Origin of the sequence: Caballeronia sp. ATUFL_F1_KS39 (genome assembly GCF_023630985.1) — a bacterium.
GTDB lineage: Bacteria > Pseudomonadota > Gammaproteobacteria > Burkholderiales > Burkholderiaceae > Caballeronia > Caballeronia zhejiangensis.
Genome location: NZ_JALQDZ010000005.1, coordinates 290,001 through 304,764, shown reverse-complemented (window position 1 = coordinate 304,764; position 14,764 = coordinate 290,001). Strand labels below are relative to the sequence as shown.

General features: G+C 64.7%; 16 protein-coding genes. 1 reads left to right on the top strand and 15 read right to left on the bottom strand.

Annotated features, from left to right (window positions below; translation table 11 throughout):
* Nucleotides 1-129: 129 nt before the first annotated feature.
* The 13 genes from ldcA to guaB all read right to left on the bottom strand — a co-directional run bounded on the left by ldcA (nt 130) and on the right by guaB (nt 12,738).
* Nucleotides 130-1,053: a muramoyltetrapeptide carboxypeptidase gene (gene ldcA, locus NCR93_RS06155; protein WP_174447754.1), complete on the bottom strand. Its 924-nt coding sequence runs from the start codon at nt 1,051-1,053 to the stop codon at nt 130-132.
* Nucleotides 1,047-1,643: a tRNA adenosine(34) deaminase TadA gene (gene tadA, locus NCR93_RS06150; RefSeq protein ID WP_175979996.1), complete on the bottom strand. Its 597-nt coding sequence runs from the start codon at nt 1,641-1,643 to the stop codon at nt 1,047-1,049. Before tadA ends, ldcA begins: the two co-directional genes overlap by 7 nt.
* Nucleotides 1,640-2,032 carry a DnaJ family domain-containing protein gene (locus NCR93_RS06145; RefSeq protein ID WP_033537251.1) on the bottom strand — a complete coding sequence of 131 codons (393 nt, stop codon included), beginning with the start codon at nt 2,030-2,032 and terminating at the stop codon, nt 1,640-1,642. Before NCR93_RS06145 ends, tadA begins: the two co-directional genes overlap by 4 nt.
* Before the next feature lie 277 nt (nt 2,033-2,309).
* Nucleotides 2,310-3,041 carry an ABC transporter ATP-binding protein gene (locus NCR93_RS06140; RefSeq protein ID WP_008350032.1) on the bottom strand — a complete coding sequence of 244 codons (732 nt, stop codon included), beginning with the start codon at nt 3,039-3,041 and terminating at the stop codon, nt 2,310-2,312.
* Nucleotides 3,038-3,898: an ABC transporter ATP-binding protein gene (locus tag NCR93_RS06135; protein WP_175979995.1), complete on the bottom strand. Its 861-nt coding sequence runs from the start codon at nt 3,896-3,898 to the stop codon at nt 3,038-3,040. The genes NCR93_RS06140 and NCR93_RS06135 overlap by 4 nt, the downstream gene beginning before the upstream one ends.
* 1 nt (nt 3,899) lies before the next feature.
* A complete protein-coding gene (gene nikC, locus NCR93_RS06130; RefSeq protein WP_008350036.1) occupies nt 3,900-4,811 on the bottom strand; it encodes a nickel transporter permease in 912 nt (303 codons plus the stop codon).
* Nucleotides 4,812-4,830: 19 nt separating this feature from the next.
* Entirely contained in the window at nt 4,831-5,805 is a 975-nt protein-coding gene (locus tag NCR93_RS06125) for an ABC transporter permease (RefSeq protein ID WP_235366356.1), read from the bottom strand.
* Nucleotides 5,806-5,876: 71 nt separating this feature from the next.
* A complete protein-coding gene (locus NCR93_RS06120) occupies nt 5,877-7,460 on the bottom strand; it encodes an ABC transporter substrate-binding protein (RefSeq protein ID WP_175979994.1) in 1,584 nt (527 codons plus the stop codon).
* Nucleotides 7,461-7,473: 13 nt separating this feature from the next.
* Complete coding sequence (ddpX, locus tag NCR93_RS06115) at nt 7,474-8,037, bottom strand: D-alanyl-D-alanine dipeptidase (protein WP_008350041.1); 564 nt, start codon at nt 8,035-8,037, stop codon at nt 7,474-7,476.
* 91 nt (nt 8,038-8,128) lie between these two features.
* Complete coding sequence (thpR, locus tag NCR93_RS06110; RefSeq protein ID WP_175979993.1) at nt 8,129-8,689, bottom strand: RNA 2',3'-cyclic phosphodiesterase; 561 nt, start codon at nt 8,687-8,689, stop codon at nt 8,129-8,131.
* Nucleotides 8,690-8,712: 23 nt separating this feature from the next.
* The gene (gene guaA / locus NCR93_RS06105) at nt 8,713-10,296 is read right to left on the bottom strand and encodes a glutamine-hydrolyzing GMP synthase (RefSeq protein WP_008350045.1); all 1,584 of its coding nucleotides are present in this window, start codon (nt 10,294-10,296) and stop codon (nt 8,713-8,715) included.
* 165 nt (nt 10,297-10,461) lie between these two features.
* Nucleotides 10,462-11,262 (bottom strand): hypothetical protein, encoded by an 801-nt coding sequence (locus NCR93_RS06100; RefSeq protein ID WP_175979992.1) that lies wholly within the window; start codon nt 11,260-11,262, stop codon nt 10,462-10,464.
* Nucleotides 11,263-11,277: 15 nt separating this feature from the next.
* A complete protein-coding gene (gene guaB / locus NCR93_RS06095; RefSeq protein ID WP_175979991.1) occupies nt 11,278-12,738 on the bottom strand; it encodes an IMP dehydrogenase in 1,461 nt (486 codons plus the stop codon).
* A gap of 212 nt (nt 12,739-12,950) precedes the next feature.
* Between guaB and NCR93_RS06090 the strand changes: the two genes are divergently transcribed.
* Complete coding sequence (locus NCR93_RS06090; RefSeq protein WP_034471975.1) at nt 12,951-13,910, top strand: DMT family transporter; 960 nt, start codon at nt 12,951-12,953, stop codon at nt 13,908-13,910.
* 6 nt (nt 13,911-13,916) lie between these two features.
* Here the strand turns inward: NCR93_RS06090 and NCR93_RS06085 are convergent, their stop codons facing one another.
* Nucleotides 13,917-14,240, bottom strand: coding sequence for an RnfH family protein (locus tag NCR93_RS06085; RefSeq protein ID WP_008350051.1), 324 nt, complete (start codon nt 14,238-14,240; stop codon nt 13,917-13,919).
* Nucleotides 14,237-14,674: a type II toxin-antitoxin system RatA family toxin gene (locus NCR93_RS06080; RefSeq protein ID WP_008350053.1), complete on the bottom strand. Its 438-nt coding sequence runs from the start codon at nt 14,672-14,674 to the stop codon at nt 14,237-14,239. The genes NCR93_RS06085 and NCR93_RS06080 overlap by 4 nt, the downstream gene beginning before the upstream one ends.
* Between the last annotated feature and the right edge of the window lie 90 nt (nt 14,675-14,764).

Genomic DNA, 14,764 nt, shown 5'->3' with positions numbered 1-14,764 from the left:
CTCTTTTTTGTCGACAATTCTAGCGCCGACGTGGTGCACGCAGTTGTCGCGGACGGTGCATGAACCGACAGTTAGTTGCAGGGCCGAGCTAAAAATAAGGCGCTCGCTTGAGCGCCTTGCCACGCGGGCTCAAGCCAGATGCGGGTAATCGGAAAGTTTCAGCGTGAAGCCCCGCTCGCTCGCGATAAGGTGCGCCGCCGCACCGAAAGGCAGCGTCAGCAGATTTTCGACGTGTCCGAACTGCAATCCTGTCACCACCGGAATGCCCGTCACCGACCTCACCTGCTCGATCATCGCGTCGAGCGAATAGCCGTTGTCGTAGTCCGACAGACGGCCGCCGGAGAACTCCCCCATCACGATCGCCTGCTGCCGACCGAGCACGCCCGCCTGATACAGCTGATAAATCATCCGCTCGATGCGAAACGGATGCTCGTTGACATCCTCGATGTACAGGATTCCGCCCTCGACCGGCGGCAGATACGGCGTGCCGACGAGCGACGCCAGAATCGCGAGATTGCCGCCCCACAGCATGCCGGTCGCGTCGACGGTCTGTTGCTGCGGCGTATGGCTCGTGATGGTGAAACTCGGTCGCGAGATCGCGTTCCAGAAGTGCTGCATCGTGAACGAACTGACCTGCTCGGCGCCGAAATCGCCCGCGAACATCGGTCCGCCGAAGCTTTTCACACCGGCGTGCGCGAACAGCGCGCACTGAATCGCGGTGAAATCGCTGTGGCCGACGATCGCCACCGGCTGATCCGCGAGCCTGCGCAGCCCGGTGTAGTCGAGGCCGTGCAGGATGCGCGACGCGCCGTATCCGCCCCGCACTGCAAGTACGATGTCAGGTAACGGGCGCGATGCATCCGCAAGACGATTGAGATCGGCGGCGCGTTCCGCATCGGTGCCGCCGAAGCGCTGGAAGCGTCGGCGCGTCGCGTCGACGTTTTCGAGCCGATGCCCTTCCCTGCGCAACCGTCCGATGCCGCGCTCGACGGCCGCCGGATCGTGTGGATAGCCAGAGGGCGCAACGAGGTCGATGGTGCGTGATTTCACGATGTTGTTATTCGATCAGATGAATCGGCGGCGGGTTGCCCGGCTTCGCGCGCGCGGCGCGCATCGCGTTCGTCGCGCGCGAGGCGGCGGCGCTCGGCGAAGAAATTCTTGAGCGCATGCCCGCATTCATCCGCGAGCACGCCGCCCGTCACGGTGGTGTGGTGATTGAGCTGCGCATTCGCGAACATGTCGACGACACTGCCGCACGCACCCGTTTTCGGGTCCGTGGCGCCGTAGACGACGCGCGAGATGCGCGCGTGCATGATCGCGCCCGCGCACATCAGGCAAGGTTCGAGCGTCACGTAGAGCTCGCAGCCCGGCAAGCGGTAGTTCTGGAGCGATTGGGCGGCGGCGCGCAGCGCGGCCATCTCGGCATGCGCGGACGGATCGTGTCCGCGAATCGGATGATTGAAGCCGGTGGCGATGACTTCGTCGCCGAGCACGATGACCGCGCCGACGGGCACTTCGCCCGCGCGACGGGCTTCGTCGGCGGCGCGTTGCGCGAGCGCCATGAAGCGGCGATCGCGTTCGCTGGCAGGATCGGCGATTTGAGCGCTGGGCGCGGGATCGGCCGCATCCGGCAGGCCGGTCACTTGACGTCCACCGCCACGCGCGACTGCGCGCGCTCGGACAAACGCTCCGCGATGCGCCGGCGATATTCATGCGGCACGCAGCCGCCGCCGCGCAGCGACTCGAGCGCCATGTCGAGCGCGAGCATCTTGGCTTGCAGCTGGCAACGGGCCGCGGGGTCCGTCACCTTGTCGAACTCTTCCTGAAGCCCGCGCAGCGCGCGAAGCTGTTCGACTGCCGGCGGGACGAAGCCCGCATTCTTGAGGATTCGATTGGCGACGCGCACTTCCTCGGGCACGAGGGTGTCGTCGTCGAAGTGAAGCGGTGCGCCCGCGCCCGGCAGGTTGTTGAACTCGCCACGCGCAGCGGCTTCGTTGATCCGCTGTTCGACCAAAGCATCTAGCAATTTCATCGGGGATTACGACCGGTTTTCACCCGCGAACGGGCGCGGTCTGTCACGATTTCCGTTGGTTAGCTCGAAGTCGGAAGGCAGCCGGAAAACCACGCTCGCGCGTTGTTCGGCACGTCTCGACAATCCAGCGCACATTCTATCAGCGGCGGCGGCACCGGTTTCGTCGAAGACAAGCCGGCCCGCCGCGCGTCGTCGTATACCGGGCTTATCGCCGTGCTTATGCGTCGTTCGCGCAACATCCATTGACCGCGTCATGACGATTGTGCTTGTACGACGACTACGCGTTCTGTCGCGTGTAGCCTTCTGTCGCGAGCAGAAGCCGGCGCGTGTACTCGTGCGTAACGTCGCGCGAACGCACGGCATCGACGCCCAGTTGCTCGACGATTTCGCCGTTGCGCATGACCGCGACGCGCTGGCAAAGAAAGCCGATCACGGCGAGATTGTGGCTCACGAGGATCATCGTCAGCTTGCGTTCGCGATGCAGGCGGCGCAGCAGGTTCAGGATTTCCGCCTGGACGGAGACATCGAGCGCGGAGGTCGGCTCGTCGAGCAGCAGCACGCGCGGCTCGACGATCAACGCGCGCGCGATCGACACGCGCTGGCGCTGCCCGCCCGACAACTGATGCGGATAGCGGAATCGATACGCCGGACCGAGCCCGACTTCGGCGAGCGCGGCGAGAATGCGCGTGTCTTCGTCGCCGATGCCGTTGATCGCGAGCGGCTCGCGCAAGGTCTTGTCGACGGTGAAGCGCGGATGCAGCGCGCCGTACGGGTCCTGGAACACCATCTGCACGTCGCGGCTTCCAGGGCGCGATCCGATGCTTATCCTGCCGCCCGACAGCGGCGTCAGCCCGGCGAGCGCGCGCAACAACGTCGACTTGCCGCTGCCCGATTCGCCGACGAGTCCGAAAACCTCGCCCTCTTCCACGCGCAGCGAAACGTCGCGCACGGCGTCGACGTGACCGCTCTTCGTCTTGAAGCGGATGAGCGCGCGCTCGATTTCGATCATCGCGCGATGCCTTCATCGAGCCACGCAGGGTCGCGGCGCAGCGTCGGCAACTCGTCGGGCGGATTCTCGAGCGGCGGATTCGCTTCGAGCAGCCCGCGCGTGTACGGATGCGTCGCGTGAACGAGATCGCGCGCCGCGCACGTCTCGACGACGCGACCGCCGTACATCACCGCGACGCGGTCGCAGAACGACATCACGAGCGGCAAATCGTGGCTGATGAACACGAGGCCGGTATCGTGGCGCGCGATCATCTCGTCGAGCACGGCAAGCACCTGCATCGATACGAGGACATCGAGCGCGCTCGTGGGTTCGTCGGCGATCAGAAGGCGCGGGCCGGCCGAGACCATCATCGCGATCATCACGCGCTGGCCCATGCCGCCGGACAGTTCGTGCGGATACGCATCCGCGACACGCTGCGGATCGCGGATATGCACCGCTTCCAGCGCTGCGACGATGCGCTCGCGCAACGCGCGCCGGCCTTCTTTCACGCCCTGCCGCACAAAGGTTTCGCGCATCTGCTGCGCGACGGTCATCACCGGGTTCAGCGAGAACTTCGGATCCTGCAGGATCATGCTCATGCGCGTGCCGCACAGGCGGCGGCGCGCTTTCGGGCGCATCGCGAGCAGGTCCTGTCCTTCCAAACGCAGCGCCTTAGCCGACCATTTTGCCTCGGGCGGCAGCAGTCCGAGCAGCGCGCGCCCCGTCAGCGATTTTCCCGATCCCGATTCGCCGACGATGCCGAGCCGCTCGCCGCGCCGCACCGTCAGCGATACGCCGCGCACGGCGGGCATGAGCACGCCGTCATGGCTCGCGAAGGCCACGTCCAGTCCGTCGATTTCAGCCAGCGCATCGGGCATGTCAGCCTCCGTGACGCGGATCGAAGACGTCGCGCAGACCGTCGCCGAGCAGGTTGAAGGCGAGGCTCACCGCGAGGATCGCGAGGCCGGGAATCGTCGCGACCCACCACGCGTCGAGCAGCACGTTGCGGCCCGCCGCGACCATGTAACCCCATTCCGGGCTCGGCGGCTGCGCGCCCAGTCCGAGAAAGCCGAGACCGGCGACGGCGAGAATGATGCCGGCCATGTCGAGCGTCGCGCGCACGATCACCGACGACGAGCACAGCGGCACGATATACCGCAGCAGAATGCGCAGATGCGAAGCGCCTTGCAGACGCGCCACATGGATGTAATCGGCCTGCGCGAGCCGCAGCGACTCCGCGCGCGCGAGACGCGCATACGGCGGCCACGCGGTGATCGACAGCGCGATCACCGCATTGAGCACGCCCGGCCCGAGCGCGGCGGCGAACGCGAGCGCGAGCACGATCTTCGGAAATGCGAGCGCGACGTCGGTCAAGCGCATCAGCACCGTATCGACGATGCCGCCGCAATAACCCGCCACCGTGCCCATCAAAAGCCCGACCGGCACCACGAGCACGACGACGAGCATCGCGATCGCGAGCGTCAGGCGCGAGCCGTGCACGAGCCGCGAAAGGATGTCGCGGCCGAGTTGATCGGTGCCGAACCAGTGCGCCGCGCCGGGCGGCGTCAGACGTTCGGCGAGCACCTGCTGCAACGGATCCTGCGTGACGAGCATCGGCCCGAACGCCGCGACTACGATCAGCAGCAGCAGGATCGCGAGTCCGAGCATGCTCAACGGATTCGACGAGAACCGCCGCCAGCGCCGATACGCGCGCCCGAGCGCGGCTTGACGCGGCGACGCGGGCGTATCGGTCAGGAGCCACGCGCGCGAGCCCGTTCGCGGCTGTTTCATCTGCGCAAGATCCTCCATGTCAGCGCGCACGCGGATCGAACACGCGATACAGCGCGTCGGTCAACAGATTGAGCGCGATGAACGTCGCGCCGATCACGAGCGTGCTGCCGAGCACGGCGTTCATGTCGGCGTTCAACAGCGCGCCCGTCAGATACGAGCCGATGCCCGGCCACGCGAACACGATCTCCGTCAGCACCGAGCCTTCGAGCAGATAGCTGTATGCGAGCGCGATCACCGTCAGCAGCGGCACCGCGATATTGCCGAACGCGTGCCGCCAGATCACGCGGCGCTCGGGCAGCCCTTTCGCGCGCGCGGTCGTCACGTATTCCTGGCTCAGTTGTTCGAGCATGAACGAGCGCGTCATCCGCGACAGATACGCGATCGAATAGAACGCGAGCACGCTCGCCGGCAGCGCGATATGCGAGAACGCGTTCTCGAAGACATCCCATTCGCCGGCGATGAGCGAATCGATGAGCAAACTGCCCGTGCGGGTATCGACCATGCCGTCGTAAAGCGGATCGATGCGTCCCGGCCCGGACACCCAATGCAGCCGCGCGTAAAAGAGCAGCAGGCCCATCAGCGCGAGCCAGAACACCGGCACGGAGCTTCCGGCGAGCCCGATCACGCGCGCGATGTGATCGACGATGCGATTGTGCTTCACCGCCGCCGCGACGCCGAGCGGCACGCCGATCGCGATGCCGATGAAGGTCGAGAGCGTCGCGAGTTCGAGCGTCGCGGGAAAGACGCGCTTGATGTCGTCGATGACCGGATTTGCCGTCAACAGCGAAATGCCGAGATTGCCGTGCAGCACGTCGCGCGCGTAGATCAGGAATTGCTCGATGAGCGGCTTGTCGAGACCGAGCCGCAGACGCGCGGCGGCATAAGCCGTCGCGGACGCGCGATCGCCGAGAATCGCGAGCACCGGATCGATCGGAATCTTGCGGCCGATGAAAAACGTGATCGCGAGCAAGCCCGTGAACGTGATGGCGAGCATCGCGATCCAGCGCGCGAGCGCCAATGCGATGCGCGCGCCGCCGCGCCGCGAGCCGATGAGCGTGACCGTGTTCACTGCTTCTTGATGTTGCGATACGACACGAGATCGTTGATCGGCCCGACGTCGAGACCGGTCACGCCGGGCCGCGCCGCCACCTGCGACACCTTTTGGAACATGATGACGAACGGCGATTTCGCGAGCACTTCACGCTGCATCTTCTCGTACAGCTGCGCGCGCTTTTTCGTATCGCTTTCGGCGAGCGCCGCGTTGGTTTCCTTCGTCAGTTGTGGAATGTCCCACGCGTTGCGCCACGCAAGCATCTTGTAGCTCGATGCATCCGAGTTGTCCGGATTCCACACGAAGCCCTGCGCGTTACTGTGCGGATCGATGTAATCCGCCGACCACTCGCCGATGTAGATATCGTGGGCCCGCGCGCGATATCGTCCGAGCGTCTGCTTGTTGTCGCTCGGCACGAGTTGCACCTTGATGTTGGCGAGCGCGAGATTCGCCTGCACGGCTTGCGCGATCTCGCTGTACGGATAATCGTTGCGCACGTCCATCTTCACCGTGAAGCCGTTGGACAAGCCCGCCTTCGCGAGCAGCGCCTTCGCCTTCGCGACATCCTGGTGATACGGGTTTTCGTTCAGCGCGCCGAGAAAGCCTTCGGGGAGAAACGCTTCGTGAACCTTGTAGGTCGTGCGGATCACGTTCTTCTGAATGCCCTGATAGTCGATGAGCCACTTCATCGCTTCCCAGACTTCCGGCTTCGCGAGATTCGGATTCTTGTTGTTGAGGCCGAGATACATGAGTGTCGCTTGCGGCACGGCCGTCGCCTTGATGACGCCGTTCTTCGAGAGCGTGTCGAGATCGTCGGGCGAGAGGTCGCGCGCGACGTCGATGTCGCCGTTCTGGATCATCAGACGCTGGCTCGCCGCTTCCGTGACGTGACGCAGCACGATGCGCTTCATCGCGAGCGGAATGCGATAGCCGTCGAAGCGTTGCAGCACGATGCTGTCGTTCGCGGTCCATTTCACGAGCTTGTACGCGCCCGAACCGGCTTCGTTGGTCTTCAGCCACTCGTTGCCGTAGTCGTTGCCCTTCGCGTGCGATTCGACGAGCTTGCGATCCACCACCGACGCCGGCCACGAACCGAGCACGTTGAGCACGAAGGTCGGCGCATAGCGCTGATCCGTCGTGATCGAGACGGTCGTATCGTCGATCTTCTTCACGTTCTGCAACGCGTTCGCCTTCGTCAGCCCGATGCCCGCAAGCACCGCCGCCGCGCCCTTGTCGAGCAGCGCGGTGCGCTGAATCGACCACGCGACGTCATCGGCGGTGAGCGTATTGCCGGAATGGAACTTGAGTCCCGGCCGGATCTTGAACGTGAACGTGAGGCCGTCCTGACTCACCGTCCACGATTCGGCGACATCGCCATTGAATTTCGACGGATCCTTCAGATCGACGCGCACCAGACGGTCATACGTGTTCGCGACGTATTCCTCCGGCACCAGTTCGTAGATTTCGCCGGGATCGAGCGACGTGAATTCATCGAGCAACGTGGCCATGACGAACATGTCTTTCGGCGTCGCGGCGCTTGCCGGCGGCGCGCTCATCAACGTGAGCATCAGCGCCGTGATCAGTGCAGTCAGTTTCATGTCGAATCCCCGATTACATGAGCCGCAGCGGGCCGCATTCTTCGTTGTCGATCAGAGCAAGTTCGCGCGAGCCGGGCAATTCGTAATGCCACCACTCGCTTTTGATGTGCGTGAAGCCCGCGCCGTGCATGACGCCCAGCAGCAGCGTGCGATTGCGCTGCACATGCTCCGGCAAGCCGAAGTGAAAGTGCTCGGATTCGGCGACCATCGCATCGAAACCGGTGCCCATGTCGAGCTCGTTGCCGTCGCGATCGACGAGCGTCAGGTCCACCGCCGTGCCGCGGCTATGGTTCGAGCCGCGTCCGAGTTCGGCGATGAAGGTCGGATCGGGCAGGAAATCCCACAGCACTTTCTGCGCTTGCGGCGGACGATAGGCGTCGAAGATCCTGAGCGTCATGCCGATGCTCGTCGCGATATCGACGGCTTTACGCAATGCCGCTTCGGCGGGCTCGAGCAGCAGGCAGTGCTGCGCCTTGTAGATGGGCTTGCCGGTGAAATTGCGATCGGTCGCGTAGACGAGATCGATCTGGACGTGGTGGGTGTCGGGCGTGATGTGCAGCAGGCGGGATCGGGTCATGTAAGCGCTTCGTCTCGATTCATTCCGATACACGCACCTTAACGCGTTAGAAAAATCCGCGAAACCTTTTATTGCGCGTGGTTCCGCCGATTCACGGCACGAGCGGCCAGCGCGCGAGGACTTCGTGTTGCGATTTGCCGAGCCGGCTGCGCACGAGCGCGAACTCACGCACGGTCCATGCGATGGGTTCGATGCGCTCACGCGCGACGCGGTGTTCGTCGTAGAGCAAGGTCACATGAGGCGTGAAACGGGGATGCCGCTTCAGTGCGATGCCTGCCGCTTCCAGCGCCGTGCCGAGCGTTCGTTCGAGCGCGTCGAGCGGCTCGGTGACATCGCCGGAAACGACGAGCGGGCGTCTCGCGCGACGGCCGGAAAAGCTTTCGATACGGTCGAGCGTCACATCGACGGGCGGCAACGCGATTCGGGATGCTGCGGCGCAAGCGTGCGCGGCCACATCGGCGGGAACGCCTGCGAAGGCGCCGAGATAATGCAGGGTGACGTGAAGGCGATCGGCGGGAATCGCCCTCGCCTTCAGCGTGTGCTCGATACGCAGCCGCGCCGCCAGTTCGGCGATGCGCGAGGCGGCGACTGCGTCCGGATAGAGCGCGAAGAAGAGCGAATCGGTGGGGCGATCGGACGCGGAATCAGTCATGCCCCCTCGCAATCAGACGCGGATCACTCCCACTCGATCGTCGCAGGCGGCTTGCCGGAGATGTCATACACCACCCGATTGATCCCGCGCACTTCGTTGATGATGCGATTGGAAACATGCCCGAGCAGATCATGCGGCAGGTGCGCCCAATGCGCGGTCATGAAGTCGAGCGTCTGCACGGCGCGCAGCGCGACGACGTATTCATAGGTGCGCCCGTCGCCCATCACGCCGACGCTCTTGACCGGCAGGAACACCGCGAACGCCTGGCTCGTCAGGTCGTACCACGACTTGCCCGTTTCCTTGTCGATGGTGTTGCGCAGCGTCTCGATAAAAATCGCATCGGCGCGGCGCAGCAGGTCCGCGAATTCGCGCTTCACTTCGCCAAGAATCCGCACGCCGAGACCCGGACCGGGGAACGGATGGCGATACACCATCGCGGGCGGCAGACCGAGCTTCACGCCGAGTTCGCGCACTTCGTCCTTGAAAAGCTCGCGCAGCGGTTCGAGCAGCTTCAAATTCAGCGTCTCCGGCAAACCGCCGACGTTGTGATGGCTCTTGATCGTATGCGCGCCCTTCTTGCCCTTGCCCGCCGATTCGATCACGTCCGGATAAATCGTGCCCTGCGCGAGCCACTTGGCATCGGTGAGCTTGTCCGATTCGTTGTGAAACACTTCGACGAACTCCGCGCCGATGATCTTGCGCTTCGCCTCCGGATCGGTCACGCCCGCAAGCTTCTGCAGGAATTCCTCGCTGGCATCGACGTGAATCACCTTCACGCCCAGGTGATCCGCGAACGTCGACATGACCTGCTCCGCCTCGTTCTGACGCAGCAAGCCGTGATCGACGAACACGCACGTCAGCTGGTCGCCGATCGCGCGATGCAAAAGCGCCGCCGCCACCGACGAATCCACGCCGCCCGACAAGCCGAGAATCACGTGCTCATTGCCGACCTGCGCGCGGATGTTCTCGACCGCCTCGTCGATGTAATGGCCCATCTCCCAATCGGCCTTCGCGCCGCACAGCTCCAGCACGAAGCGGTCGAGCATCGCGCGGCCCTGCACCGTATGCGTGACTTCCGGATGCCATTGCAGGCCGTAGAAGCGCCGGTCGTCGTCGGCCATCGCGGCGATCGGGCACGACGGCGTCGAGGCCATCAGCTTGAAACCCGCCGGCAGATCGACGACCTTGTCGCCGTGGCTCATCCAAACCTTGAGCATCGACTCGCCCTTGTCGCTGGCGAAATCCTGAATGCCTTCCAGAAAGCCCGTGTGATTCAGCGCCTGCACTTCCGCATAGCCGAATTCGCGCACGTTGCCGAGTTCGACCTTGCCGCCGAGCTGATCGGCCATCGTCTGCATGCCGTAGCAGATGCCGAGCACCGGCACGCCGAGATCGAAGACGATCTGCGGGGCGCGCGGCGACTTCGCCTCGGTGACGGAGTTCGGGCCGCCGGACAGGATGATGCCCTTCGGCGCGAATTCGCGGATGAACGTCTCGTCGACGTCGTACGGATGGATTTCCGAGTAGACGTGCGACTCGCGGATGCGCCGCGCGATCAGCTGGGTGACTTGGGAGCCGAAATCGAGAATCAGGATTTTGTCGTGCATGGCTGCGGCCAAAGGCTAAGTGAACGAATGATGTCGGTGCTGCCGGAGCGCGGCCTCGCGCCCCGGTCTGCAAATAAATCGACGGCCGGCGCAAAGGCCGACCGTGCTTGTCCTGCGTGTTTCCGTTGCTGCGCGTGCGTGGCTCGTAGCATGCGCTTCACGCCTTCAGCGAGGCGCGCGGCCCGCGTCGGGCGCGAGCGGATCGGCTCTTCGACCCGTCGCCGGATCGATCTCGCCGCTGATGACGGGCTCGATGCGCTTGCCGGTGACCGGATCGACCGCGCGGCCCGTCAGCGGATCGAGCGTGCCGCCGGTAACGGGATCGACCGCGCCGTCCGGGTGCGCGCGAACCGCGCCGGCCGGCGAGACGGGATCGAGCGTGCGGCCCGATACCGGATCGATGGCCGTCGCGCCCGGTGCGCGCGCTGCGGGACGCGCCGCGAGATCGACCGATTCGGCGCGCGCCGACGATGCCGCGTTGCTCGCGGAAAACTCGTCACGCTTTTGCGCCGCCTTCTTTTCCGCGCGCTGCGCCGATACCGCGCCGGCCGCCGCCGCGCGCTCGCGCCGACGCACCGCCGACGACAGTCTCACGCTGCCCAGACCGAGCACCAGCAGCACGGCGCCCACGACGGCCGCGCTGATCTGCCCGAAGCCATCGATCTGAGGCGTATGCAGTCCGAGCAGCCAGACCAGCACCACCACCCCCGACAGCCACTGCACGTGTCCCGACACGCGCGCGGCGCGAGCCGTCAACGCGCCATCGACGGCTGCGTGAAACGCAAGCCACGACAGCCCGATGAGCGCGATACCGAGCAACTGCCCGGCGAACGCCGGCTGAACGCGGATCGAATCCAGTTGCAGCGCGCCGTACAGGCCCGCCCACGGCGTCAGCAGAAACAACAGGCCGAACGCCAGAAAAATCAGGGCATTGATGACGAGCACGACCCGCAGCAACGGTTTCATGATCAGTCCGCTCGATTAGTCGACGTGATAGTTGGGCGCTTCCTTCGTGATCTGCACGTCATGCACATGCGATTCGCGCATGCCGGCCGCCGTGATCTGAACGAATTCCGCCTTCTCGTGCAGTTCGGAAATCGCGCGGCAACCGCAGTAGCCCATGCTCGCGCGCACGCCGCCGACGATCTGGAACAGGATCGCGTTGACCGAGCCCTTGTAGGCCACACGGCCTTCGATGCCTTCCGGCACGAGCTTGTCGATGTTCGCCGAGTTGTCCTGGAAGTAGCGGTCCGCCGCGCCGTCCTTCATCGCGCCGACCGAACCCATGCCGCGGTACGACTTGTACTGGCGGCCCTGATACAGGAACACGTCGCCCGGCGATTCTTCGGTGCCCGCGAGCATGCTGCCCATCATGACGACGTTCGCGCCCGCCGCGAGCGCCTTCGACACGTCGCCCGAGAAGCGCACGCCGCCGTCCGCGATGACCGGCACGCCGGTGCCGCGCAGTGCTTCGGAAACATTCGCGATCGCCGTGATCTGCGGCACGCCGACGCCCGCCACGATCCGCGTCGTGCAGATCGAGCCCGGGCCGATACCGACCTTCACCGCGTCCGCGCCGTACTCGACGAGCGACTTGGCTGCCGCCGCCGTCGCGATATTGCCGCCGATGACCTGCACGTGCGGATAATTCTGCTTGACCCAGCGCACGCGCTCCAGCACGCCCTGGCTATGGCCGTGCGCGGTATCGACGACGATCACGTCGACGCCCGCCTGCGCGAGCAGCTCGACGCGCTCTTCATTGTCCGGACCGACGCCCACGGCCGCGCCCACACGCAGCTTGCCGTCTTCGTCCTTGCAGGCGTCCGGGTTTTCGGTCTGCTTGGTGATGTCCTTCACCGTCATCAGGCCGCGCAGCTCGAACGCGTCGTTCACCACGAGCACGCGCTCCAGGCGATGGCTGTGCATCAGCGCCTTCGCCTCGGCGAGCGACGTGCCTTCCTTGACCGTCACGAGGCGTTCGCGCGGCGTCATGATGTTGCGCACCGGCTCATCGAGCCGTTCTTCGAAGCGCAGGTCGCGATTGGTGACGATGCCGATCAGTTGCGCGCCTTCGACCACCGGGAAACCCGAAATGCCGTGCTGCTGCGTCAGCGCGATGACGTCGCGCACGCGCATTTGCGGCGGAATCGTGATCGGATCGCGCACGACGCCCGATTCGAAGCGCTTCACTTTCGCGACTTCGCGGGCCTGTTCCTTGGCGGTGAGATTCTTGTGGACGATGCCGATGCCGCCCATCTGCGCCATCGCGATGGCGAGCCGGCCTTCGGTGACCGTGTCCATGGCGGCGGACACGAGAGGCATGTTCAGGGAAATATTGCGAGTCAGCTGGGATTTCAGGCTGGTGTCGCGCGGGAGAACGCTGGAGAAGGCGGGCACGAGGAGCACGTCATCGAACGTGAGTGCTTTCTGGATCAGACGCATGGCAAATCCTATGGGCGCAAAAGCAGATTATACCGATAGTTCCCTGCATTTTCACTGCCCGAACAGCAGCTTAGCCCATTCGGACGCAAATTCCGGACCGCTTTCGCCCGTCTGCCGGGCGTCCGCGTTGTTGCAGTTTTAGACAAGACGGCCGCCCGGGGCCACATGCTACGCTTCGCGCCGTCAGTTGAAATTTCGGCAGGAGTCGGACGATGCAGCGCGGTGTGATGTACGGAATGGCGGCGGGAGCGATCTGGGGTTTCATCTTTCTCGCGCCACGGCTCTTGCCGGATTTTTCGCCGCTGACGCTCTCCGTCGGGCGCTATCTGATGTACGGCGCGGTTTCGCTTGCGGTGGCGCTGCCGTTCGCCCGGCGCCTCGCGGCCAAGCTCACGCGCGCCGATTTCATCGCGCTCGCGAAGCTCGCGCTGGTCGGCAACCTGCTGTACTACATGCTGCTCGCGAGCGCGGTGCAGCTCGTGGGCGTCGCGCCTTCGTCGCTGATCGTCGGCATTCTCCCCGTGACCGTCACGCTCGCCGGACGGCGGGATCGCGGCGCGGTCGACCTGAAAAGGCTCATCGGGCCGCTCCTGCTCGTGCTGGCGGGCATCGCGTGCATCAATCTCGATGTATTCAGCGACGCCGATCACGCGACGAGTGTGCTCACGCGCCTCGCCGGACTCGGATGCGCGCTCGGGGCGCTCGCTTCTTGGACGTGGTACGCGGTCGTCAACGCGCGGTATCTGCAATCGAATCGCCATTTCGACGGCAACGAGTGGTCCATCCTGTGGGGCATCGTGACGGGTCTGCTCGGCGTCGCGCTCGGCGCGATCGTCTGGATGCTGCCCGCGGGCACGGTGCAGGCGAGCGTCCCCGCGTCGCGCTGGCATCTGTTCTGGATCGTTTCTTTTGCGCTGGCCACCGGCGGCTCGTGGCTCGGCAACATGCTGTGGAACGCGGCAGCGAAGCGCCTGCCGCTCACGCTGTCAGGGCAGATGATCGTGTTCGAGACGCTCTTCGCCCTGCTCTACGCCTTCGTCTACGACGGCCGCTGGCCGCGCTCGCCCGAAGTGCTCGCGATCGTGCTGCTGCTCGCCGGCGTAATCTGGTCGGTCAGGCAGCACACGCTGGAGCCGGCGCCCGCCGCGGCGAAAGAAGCGCCCGCGCATTGAATTCGCTCAGCGCGAATCCTTCGACTGCCACTTGCGCCCTTCGATCGAACCCGCCTTGCGCGCCTTGTCCACGCGGCGCTGGCGCGCGGCCTTCGGATCCACCTTCAGCGGCCGATAAATCTCGACGCGGTCGAAATCGGCGAGCGCCGCGTCGAGCGGCTTCGGCTTGCCGAACACGCCGACCTTCTGCGTCGTCAGATCGATGTCGCGATGCGCGAGCAGCACGCCGCTTGCGTCGATCGCATCGCGCACCGTCGCGCCCTCGGGCAGGTCGACGCGCTTCAGGAACGCGCCATCGGGCAGGCCGTAGCAGACATCGATATGCATCATGGCTTGCCGTAGCGCTGGTCCGCGCGCTTCACGAAGGAATCGACGAACGTGTTGGCGATATGGCTGAACACCGGCCCGATGATCTTCTCCAGAATCACGTTCGAGAATTCGTAATGCAGCGCGAATTCGATCTTGCAGGCGTCCGCGCGCAGCGGCGTAAAGTGCCAATATCCGGTGAATTTCTTGAAAGGGCCGCTCAGGAACTCCATATCGATATTGGTCGGACGCTTTTGCACATTGCGCGTCGCGAAATGCTGCTTGATGCCCTTGAAGCTGATGTCGATCTTCGCTTCCATGCCGTTCTCGTCGTGGCGGCCGATTTCGACGCCGCCGCACCAAGGCAGGAAATTGGGGTAGTCGGCGACATCGGTGACGAGGTCGAACATTTCTTCCGCTGAATGGCGGATCAATACGGTTTTCTGGACGTCTGCCATATAGGGCGCAGCGGTGGCTGAATTGGGCGGCAACGCGCAAGAGAACGAGGCATCGGATCGAACGCATGCCGGCGCGCTGCTAAAATCAGG